General features: G+C 36.7%; 6 protein-coding genes. All 6 read right to left on the bottom strand.

The genetic code is table 11. The features are described from left to right. Positions 1–154 precede the first annotated feature (154 nt). Positions 155–2,542, bottom strand: coding sequence for a hypothetical protein (locus ABI367_RS16510; RefSeq protein WP_462229512.1), 2,388 nt, complete (start codon positions 2,540–2,542; stop codon positions 155–157). A gap of 79 nt (positions 2,543–2,621) precedes the next feature. Then, on the bottom strand, positions 2,622–3,902 hold the full coding sequence (locus ABI367_RS16505) for a DUF4249 domain-containing protein (protein ID WP_462229510.1): 1,281 nt from the start codon (positions 3,900–3,902) through the stop codon (positions 2,622–2,624). Then, a complete protein-coding gene (locus ABI367_RS16500) occupies positions 3,899–5,155 on the bottom strand; it encodes a DUF4249 domain-containing protein (RefSeq protein ID WP_462229508.1) in 1,257 nt (418 codons plus the stop codon). The genes ABI367_RS16505 and ABI367_RS16500 overlap by 4 nt, the downstream gene beginning before the upstream one ends. A gap of 32 nt (positions 5,156–5,187) precedes the next feature. Beyond that, entirely contained in the window at positions 5,188–6,411 is a 1,224-nt protein-coding gene (locus ABI367_RS16495) for a DUF4249 domain-containing protein (RefSeq protein ID WP_462229506.1), read from the bottom strand. Position 6,412: 1 nt separating this feature from the next. Continuing rightward, positions 6,413–9,169 (bottom strand): TonB-dependent receptor, encoded by a 2,757-nt coding sequence (locus ABI367_RS16490; RefSeq protein WP_462229504.1) that lies wholly within the window; start codon positions 9,167–9,169, stop codon positions 6,413–6,415. 2 nt (positions 9,170–9,171) lie between these two features. Beyond that, entirely contained in the window at positions 9,172–9,681 is a 510-nt protein-coding gene (locus ABI367_RS16485; protein ID WP_462229502.1) for a hypothetical protein, read from the bottom strand. Positions 9,682–10,148 lie beyond the last annotated feature (467 nt).

Raw genomic sequence — 10,148 nt, 5'->3', positions numbered from 1 at the left:
GCCTTTACCGTTGTTAACTTTTCCACAAAAATCGAAGTTGTTAACAAAGAAAAAGAAGCAAAAAGAAAGTTAACAACAATAATAATAAGCTTCTTTTATATACTTTGCTAATCTAAAGGTTAGTCCGTTTTTATTGTGTAATTGAGCGTCAGTTTTAAGGTGTAACCATCGGCTTAACATCAAAACTAAACGTCTGCATACCTGCTTTTCCGCTTGCCGATATACCCTGAACAACACCAAGGTATTTACCCGGCTGGTCAGAAGTGTAGAAGTTTACATTGGCTTTGCCGTTGGCATCCGTGTATATATCAGGTGCCCAATACAGTACTGTACGAAAATCGGGCAGGTGACTGGCTGATTGTTTCTCTGTTTCATAAACCGGCGAAAAGAAATCGCGGTTTAGCTGCAGGCCTTCGTAATCAATTACAAGAGAATGTGGGTTAATTTCTACTCCGCCCATATCGCCCTTATAGGTGCTATAGCTTATTAAGCCATATTCGGCAGTTTTTCCTTTGTGGTATTCAGCAGGCACAACGTCTATCTTCCTTACTTTTAATGGGTCCGAAGCTATAATGGTATTTGCGTTATAAATAGGTACGCCATCAAATATTAACTCGGGCTGTTTCTCCATATAATACTGCTGGTTTATCACCCTGAACCTAAAATTACCGCCTGGTTTGCTTACCAATACTTCATGTATGTATTCCCGCATCACCTCTTCCATTGTGGTAAAGCGGGTATAATTATCTGTCAGGTATTCTATTTGCGCACCATTAAATGAAGATGTAGTATCAATTAGCGGGGTGTACTGTTGTTTTAATTTTTCGCCGCTAAATGTATTTTGTACCTGCATACCCAAATTGTGTATTTGAAGTGAGTTATATAGCTGTTTAGGTAAAACTAACTCAGATACCGGCGTACTTGAATATTGCTCAGAAAAAGGATTTAATATTTGAGTTTTTAATAAAGTATCCTGTTCCAGCCTTGGCTGCACCACGATTTCATTTGGCCCTATAAAGTTTTTGGTATTAAATATGAAATTTCCATCAGCGTCTGATATTGAATTATAGAGTTGTACCCGTCGGCCCGGCACGCCCATAACTACCTCATTATTGGGTACAGATAAGGTTGTTTTGGGATTGGTAATTTTTCCTGTAATAATATGCCCGTCATACTCAGGCAGGTATTTAAGCGCGGCAGGTTGGGTCTGCATAACCTCATTCCAGTTATACTTGCTCCAGCCATGCGTAAGTAATAAATTATCTACAGCTTCATCATCGGTTCCGTTTAAGTAATACTCTGGCGACTCGATATTTCCTTTCAACTCTGATGTTAACCAAATATAAGTATATATGCTTTCAGGGGTAGATGTTTCTAATGAATCTAACCGGTATACCGCCATTGATAAGTTAGCACCTTCAGTATTGCCAATATTTTTGGCCGCTACAGATACGCTTACATTTTTCCGGGTTGAGTATTCGCTTTTATCAGGGGCGGCATCAATGGCTAATTTTTGTTTTGGGCGTATAAAATACAATCTTTCGCATACGGGCTGTTTATCTCCATTAAAAATGGTGATGTGGGTTACACCTTCGCCAAGTTTGTTTTTATCAATTAAAAACGAACCTTCGCCATTGGTAAGATCAATAGTTTTGGCAGTAGTTATTAATTGCCTGGTATGTGCAATAAGGTAAACGCTACCTGTGTTGTTTGTAGTAGCGCTTATGTTAACTTTTAATTGCGTGCCAGCGTCACTCAATTGCATGGCAAAACCATTGGCCGCAATAGCCGGTAGGAGTTTGGTAATTGTTTTTCCGTTTACTTTTAAAACAGCACGGTATGCATTAGTTGCTTCGGGCTTAAATATAAACGTACCGATGCCAAATTTATGTGGTTTAAAACGTACAATGGTATCATTAGCTCTATTAACTATAGCCCCTGTAAAATCAATGCCTTTACCATCAGCGCCAACCGCCCGGTATGCTATTTTACTGTTTAAACCACTAACTAAATTACCCCCTTCCGGAAAAAACTGCACATCGTAGTCTGCAACAACGGGTTCTTTTGTTTGTAGGGTTATTTCTTTTTGTGAGTTTATGATGGTTATATTTTTTTCAAAGTACTTATCAGCACTGAAATTTTTCATCCAGTTTGTGTAAGCCCTTAATTTATAGTTTCCTGATGTTGCCGAAACCGGTATATAAAATGAACCATTGCCTGTACCGTTTTCCAGGTTGATTTTACCCTGCAAAATTGGTGCGTTATTCTTGTCCAAAATTTCAACATAAGCTACTTTCGAAGCATCCACCAATTTGTTTTGCGCTTCGCTGATGTCATATATTTTAAACCATATTATTTCGCCGGCCAGGTAAAAGCTTTTATCGGTATGCACAAATAGTTTTTCCTGCAAAGTGTTTTGATTATAAGTATTAAACTTTTGTTGTATATCAGTTAATACCTGCGCCGATGAATTTAAGCACCAACTTGCACCTATAAATGTTAACAGTTTTAATGTTTTGATCAGGTTTATATATTTTTTCATTATATCTTAATTATATATTTTTTGGAAAATTATTCAGCCTTATATTATTTATGTCTTTTGCAAGCTATAGTATATTTATTTATTGTATCCTCGGAAAATAAGCCGGCCGTATATTTGTCGCATTAAATCTTAAACGGCAGTCAACACAGGCTTTCGGAGCATAAATATAAGTAACGGTGTGTGCCCCAAAGCCTAAATCAAACAACAAACTATCACCTTTTGCAAAAGCATTATTTAACCTGGTTCGAGTTGATAGAGATATCACATTTAAATCGCCTTCGTACGGGCCATTTAACAACCAGGGTCTTGGCGATACTGATGTTGTATCATGACTCGATATACAATCAACTAAAAATGGTTGTGGATAAGCATATCGTGTTACTTTAAAGTAATTTGGGTTAAGATTTACTTCATAGGCTTTTAAAGGGTCGTTTTTCTCCAGTAGGTTAAATTGCCTATTGGCAATGGTCGATGCACTTACATATCCAATAACCAGTTCTGTTGGGTTGGTAATACAATGAATATTGCCCGTTAAAATAGTTGGTTGCGCGTCAAATATTGATCCTATTTGTTCAGTATTTGTTTTTAAATTCTGGTAATATTCAAACCCTTCTTTGGTTAAGGCGTACTGATGCAGTTGTATGGTGTATACATGCGCTATTTTTTCGGATGCGTTGGTAATACTGAAAAGCTGCTGTTGTTTCATTACATCCTGTGCAAGTTTGGCTGTTGAACCTATGATAATTAAGTTTGAATTTGACCACCTGTAGCAAACGCTCAGATCATCAGGGCTATCAGGTGTTACAGTAGATATTATTCCATTTTTATATTGATAGACGGTATGATATATTGGTACATAAGCCCACGTATCTTTATAATCCCAACGATAATAACGGGTGCCGTTAGCATCATCATGTGCATCTGCATAAAAAGTGATCTCTGTAGGGTCGGTTTGTTTAAAATAAATACTGTCAATAGCAGGGGTTACCTTCATCGGTACAAAGTCCGACTGGTATATTTTACCATCGCTGGTTTTAATATTTAGGCGGTATTTGCGGGCCACATCAAAATTGGTTACTCCTAATACATACACGCCTTTACCTTTTTCGGTTAATGGAAACAGGATCTTTTGATCGTTCTCAACCGAAACCGTTGCTTTAAGCTCAGCTTTGTTTTGCGTGGTATCGCTAAGTTTGGTTGTACGGCTTAACCGTATAAAGGTCGAATCGCCGCTCACAATAGGGCCATCGACTGCTAAAAAATTAACTGATACACTAGCTAACTGTGGTGTATACTGCTTTTTGCAGGATATATATCCTAATGCAGTTAGCAATGTTATGTATATAATAATTTTTCTCATCTCACTGGTGGAAAATAAGTTGGTCTAATATTAGTACCACCGCGTAATCTACAATCAACACAGGCTTTTGGCGCATATAAATAAGCAAGGAGCGGGTATATCGATTGTATATCAAAAAGTAAACTATCACCCGATGCCAATGCTCTGTTTGCACGTACGTAAAATTGTGGTGATTGTTTATTAAGATCGGGTACATTAGGAAAAGCAAAGCTCCATGCCGAGCCTGTCGAAACCGTACCATTAGAACCCGCAGATACAACACACTGTTCAAAATAAGGTTTTGGATAAGCATAGCTGTTTATGCCGGTAGTACCCAGATTTATTTGAGGTGGATTTAGCGGATCGTTCTTCTCCAGTAGGTTATATTGCAGGTTTGCTACAGTTGATGCATTTATAAAGCCTATAACCAATTCGGCAGGGTTGGTAACACAATGTATGTTTCCTTTTAATGTTGATGCCTGCGGATCAAATATAGAGCCCAATTGTTCCGTATTAGTCTTTAAGTTTTGATAATATTCAAAAGCTTCTTTAGTTAAAGCATACTGCCTAACTTGTATTGTGTAAACGTGAGCAATTTTTTCGGAAGCAGAGGTAATGCTAAAAAGTGGCTGTTGCTTCATCTCGTCCTGTGCAAGTTTGGCAGTTGACCCGATAATTATCTGGTTGGAGTTTGCTGTGCTATAACAAATATTTATATCATCCGGGCTATCTTTCACAACAGCGCTTATAATTCCGTTTTTATACAGGTAGTTTGTATGATAAATGGGTACATAGGCCCAGGTATCTTTATAGTCCCATCTATAGTAACGCGTGTTGTTACCCGGGTCGTGGCTGTCAACATAAAATGTTATTTCGTCGGCCTGGGTTTGCTTAAAGTACATACTATCAATAGGAGGAGTGGTTTTCATCGGTACAAAATCCGATTGATAGATTTTGCCATTGCTGGTTTTAATATCCAGTCGATATTTGCGGTTTGTATCAAAGTTTGCTATGCCCAATACATACAAGCCCTTGCCTTTTTCAATAAGCGGGTATAAGGTATTTTGGTCGCTCTCCACAGCTACCGTTGCTTTTAACTCGGCTTTATTTTGGGTTGTATCTGTTAAGCTTGTGGTACGACTTAAGCGAATAAAAGTTGAGTCGCCGCTGATAATGGGTCCATCAACTGCCAAAAAATTAGTGGATACACTGCTTAATTGCGGCGCATACACCTTTTTACAGGAGATATATCCTGTTGCAAGTATGATGATCATATATATTAAGCGAAATCTCATTAACTATCTCATTAAAATGGAAAATAAGATGGTTTGGTAGTAGTACCACCCGTTGCCCGGCAATCAACACATTCTTTTGGTGCATAAAAATAGGTGTAGGAAGTAGCCGGATAGGAAAGGTCCTCGTCAAATAATATATTATTGCCGCTTGATAATATCGCGTCGGCTCTGGTTTTAAAAGTTGCTGCAGGTAATTCCGGGATACTTTTTACCTCGCAATTACCTGGCTCGGGTTTAAAAGGGGTAAAACTATTATAAAAATGACCTTTAAACCACTCCAGAGTGCCATAAAGATTCGTAAATCTTATTGGTATTTGAGCGTATGATAAGTTGACCTGCTTAGACGTTACCGTTGATAAACTTATAAATCCGATAACCATTTCTGCCGGGTTAGTTATGCAATGTATATTGCCTTTTAATATTGACGACTGCGAGTCAAATAATGACCCCAATTGTTCGGTATTTGTTTTTAAATTTTGATAATATTCAAATCCTTCTTTTGTAAGCGCGTACTGCCTCACTTGCAAAACATATCCCCGAACTATTTTTTCAGAGTTATCAACCCCACCTAATTGCTGTTTTGTAATAACATCATTAGCTAGTAGTGCTGACGAGCCAACAAAAACTTCATTAGATAATGCTGTGCGATAACAAGTGGAAATATCAGGGTCAGCCGATGTTAGATTGGATACCACTCCATTATTATAATAAAATTGATATTTCAAAAGTGAGGTGTATCTCCATGTTTCTTTATAATCCCAGCGATAGTAACGGGTTTTATTGGTAGGATCATGTGCGTCCAGATAGAATTGTATATGGTTGCTATCCTTCGGCTCAAAATAAACACTATCAATTGGCCCGGTTGTTTTCATCGGTACAAAGTCCGATTGATAAATTTTGCCATTGCTGGTTTTAATATCTAAACGGTATTTGCGGCTTACATCAAAATTGGTTATACCTAAAACATAAAGTCCTGCACCTTTTTCGGTTAAAGGGTATAACGTGTTTTGGTCGTTTTCAATGGCCACTATTGCCTTCAATTCGGCTTTATTTTGTGTGGTATCGGTTAAGCGTGTAGTTCGGCTTAAACGAATAAAAGTTGAGTCGCCACTAATAATTGGTCCATCAATTGCCAAAAAATTGGTGGATACACTGGTTAATTGTGGGGTGTATATTTTTTTACAGGATAGCATTACCACAGACATTAATATAACTGTATATGCAAATATTTTCATTTTAAAACCTGATATTATAATTAATAAACGGAATTGCCGCACCAAAAATGGAAAGTTGGTAGCCGCTAACAGTGCCTCCCTTTGTTACATAATAAACGGAAAATGGATTTTGTCTTGCTGTTAAATTATATATCCCAATGCTCCATGAATTATGAAAACGCTGATGAATTTTGTGGTTGCCATCAATATTCATAGACAAATCTGTCCTAAAATAATCTGGAATACGGTAAGCGTTCCTGTCTGAATAAATTACTCGTTCGGCCCCAACAGCATAATATTTAGCAACCGGTAAAGTAATAGGGCGGCCCGTACTATAAGTAACATTTAACGATGCATTAAAACGATGTGATACCCTGAAATTTCCTATAAAATTAAAGGCATGTGGCTTATCAAAATTGGCCGGATAGTAGTTGCCGTTGTTTATTATATCACCCTGCGTAGGGTCATTGGCCTGCAAAAATGTACGCGAGTAGGTGTAGCTTACCCATCCGTTTAATTTACCAACGCTTTTTTTAAGCAAAAACTCAATACCGTATGCCTTACCCTGCGTTTCAATAACATCAGTTTCAACATGGTGGTTCAGTATAATATTGGCACCGCTTTTAAAATCTAAAAAGTCATGCAGGTGCTTATAATATACTTCTACTGATAATTCAATAGTATTTGATTTTAAATTTTTATATAAACCCAATGATAGTTGATCGCCGTATTGAGGTTTTATATTAGGGTCGCTTAATTTCCATACATCAGTTGGCGCAATAGCCGCGGTATTTGATAATAAATTGATATACTGCCTTAAAGTATTATAGCTTGCTTTAACCGAAAAATCATCCGACAGGTTATAACGCGTTGATATGCGGTACTCAGGTCCATGATAGGTTTTTATGTTTTTTCCTGCCGGATAGTTTACACTATCCAGTAAATTGACAGTAGTTTTAGGTAAGCCTGTGGGATAATTACGTACAGTTGCAGGGCCGAGGTAATTATACATAGAATAACGTATGCCAAAATTAACCGAAAAATCAGGATTTATATCAAAATGATCACCCGCGTATAAGGCGCTTTCTAAAGCTTGCTCGGCCGGTACCGTATTGGGTACTATTAATGATTTAGGATCATTAGGGGTATAAGTACCCGGATGCAATAAATAATGTAAAGAACTTGCACCAAAATTAATGGTGTGTTTTGGGGATAAGTAATAAGTAAAATCTGTTTTTAAATAAGCCTGGTTAATATCAAAATTAAGCTTGTAAGCATTAACCGGTATTGCGCTGCTGGCTATATTATATTCATACTTGTCAAAACCACTGGTAAATAAGCCAAACAATTTGTTATTAAACACGTGTTTCCACTTTAATGATATGTTTTTATTACTGTAACCGTAGGTGGTATCACTGTTTAACCTAAAGTTGTCATTACTTGCGTATACGCTTAAATAAATATTGTTTTTTTCATTTACTTGATGGCTCACATCAAAGTTAAGGTCATAAAAAGAAGCGCGGCTATTTTTATACTCCTTTGGTAAAAGGCCAAGCAACCAATTAGCATAAGTTGTACGCCCGCCAAAAATAAATGATGTTTTATCTTTAATTATAGGACCTTCAATATTTAAACGGCTGGTTATTAAACCAATTCCGGCGGATCCAGTGTAAGTCTTTTTATTGCCTTCCCTGTTTGTAACGTTTAATACAGATGACAGACGCCCGCCAAAACGCTCAGGTATACTGGCTTTATATAACTCAACATCCTTAACAATATCCGGGTCAAATGCCGAGAAGAAACCAAAAAAGTGCGATGGGTTATAAATAGTGGCATCATTCAATAAAATAAGGTTCTGATCGGCCGATCCGCCACGTACATTTAACCCCGTACTCGACTCGCCAACAGATTGTACGCCCGGCAGCGTTAATACCACGCGAAGTACGTCCGACTCGCCAAAAGCGGTAGGTACCTGTTTAATGCTTTTAATATCCAATTTTTCAACGCCCATTTCAACACGTTTTACATTGTTTATTGCCTTGGCATTAATGGTAACTTCTTTTAATGACATTACCTGCTCCTGCAACTCAATGTTTAATTTTCCGTCTGTATAAAGCATTATTTGGCGGCGGGTAGTTTTCATGCCTATCCCGCGTATAGTTAATACGTTTAAGCCACGCGGCAGGGTAATGGCATAATATCCAAATCTATCGGTAGTAACATTAATATTTATGTCATCACGCCCTATGTTTATACCTGTTAAAGGTTCGCCGGTTTTTATATTATATATGTAACCGTTAAGTATGGAACGGCCTGCTGCAACTAAATTTGATTTTATACCTATATCGTATACTTTGTTTTCAAGTGTGGCCTTAGCAACCGGCTGGTTGCTGTTATCGGTATAATCTAACGGCGCATTAGTTTTTGTATCAACTTTAGCCGGGGTAATATTTGTTATCAAATCGGGCTCAATAACATGATTCCCTTTACTGATAAATACTTGCTGGTTTACAATGGTATAATGATAATCAGTGGTTTTAAATACCATATTTAATGCAACAGATAAAGTCAGGTCGCTACCCTGTGCAGTTATCTTTGTTGTATCAAGTTTTGCTTCATCATAATAAAAATGATAATTGGTTTGTGCTTGCAGGTCAATTATCGCTTTGCCAATAGTAACATTACTAAAGGCAATATTTACCAAACGGGGGTTTTGCTGACCATAAGTAGTTTGTAAAACTATTAATAGCGAGGTAATTAGGGTATAAATGTATTTCATTCTTATCGCGTTAATTGATCGTAATAATTAAGAAGTCTCACTATTGATTGTTCCTTTTCGTCCTTTCCAAAACTCAGATCATTGGTCCGTATATACTGGTTTAATACCTTTTTCTTATCCTTTAATAATTTAAGTATATCTCCTTTGCTTGATATGGAATAGTAGGTATCGTTTTTATGCAGATAAATATAATTGTTGGGGGTAAAGAAGTTTTGAATAGTAACACCTGATTTTTCCTGATCGGCCTTTTTTTCGCGAAGTACTAACAATTGTGTTTGCCCATTGTACAATAAATCATAAAAGCCTGTTTTTAATGTAGTTTGGGTGCTGTCAGCTAATATTTTTATAAAAGTATGGTTAGCGATGATGAATTTATTAAGCTTGGTATTGAGCAAACTTAAATAGCTGGCGCCATCTACATCTTTGATAACTATCATTTGTCTGCTCAGATCATACAAAACAGGTATATTATATAAATCAGCACCGTCATAACTCAGATAGGCATTTTGCATATCTTTTGTTAAAAAAAAAGGGCTATTAGTAAAATCTTCAGTTCTGTACGGTACGTATTTTATCCCATTGAGCAATCTTGATTGGTCGCCAATGTGATTATCATAATATAGCCTGGAATTTTTTAATTGTTGCGCAATTAGCGTACTGTCAGGATTTTGCGCATAAGAATTCCCTGTAAATACTATTCCTGTTAGCGCAGCAATAAGTATACAGATGCATTTTTTTTCATCCGATTAATTAGGTTTAAGTTTCAATTAACGCGATAATGAGACTTTAAAGTAATATTTTCATTAGCGCACGGTTAATTAGCTGGTTTATAAACAAACATATATTTTTTTATTTGTTTAGCAAGCTATTAATAATACTTTAGTTGATTTTGTATTAATTTTATTACGATTGTGTTTACATGGAATCTCAACTACTTATTAATTAGCTAATTACCTTGTTTATAGGTAAAAAAATAATT

It is taken from the genome of Mucilaginibacter sp. (assembly GCF_039935595.1).
Taxonomy (GTDB): Bacteria; Bacteroidota; Bacteroidia; order Sphingobacteriales; family Sphingobacteriaceae; genus Mucilaginibacter.
The sequence above is the reverse complement of the archived record's forward strand: the minus strand, read 5'-3'. Positions and strand labels throughout refer to the sequence as shown.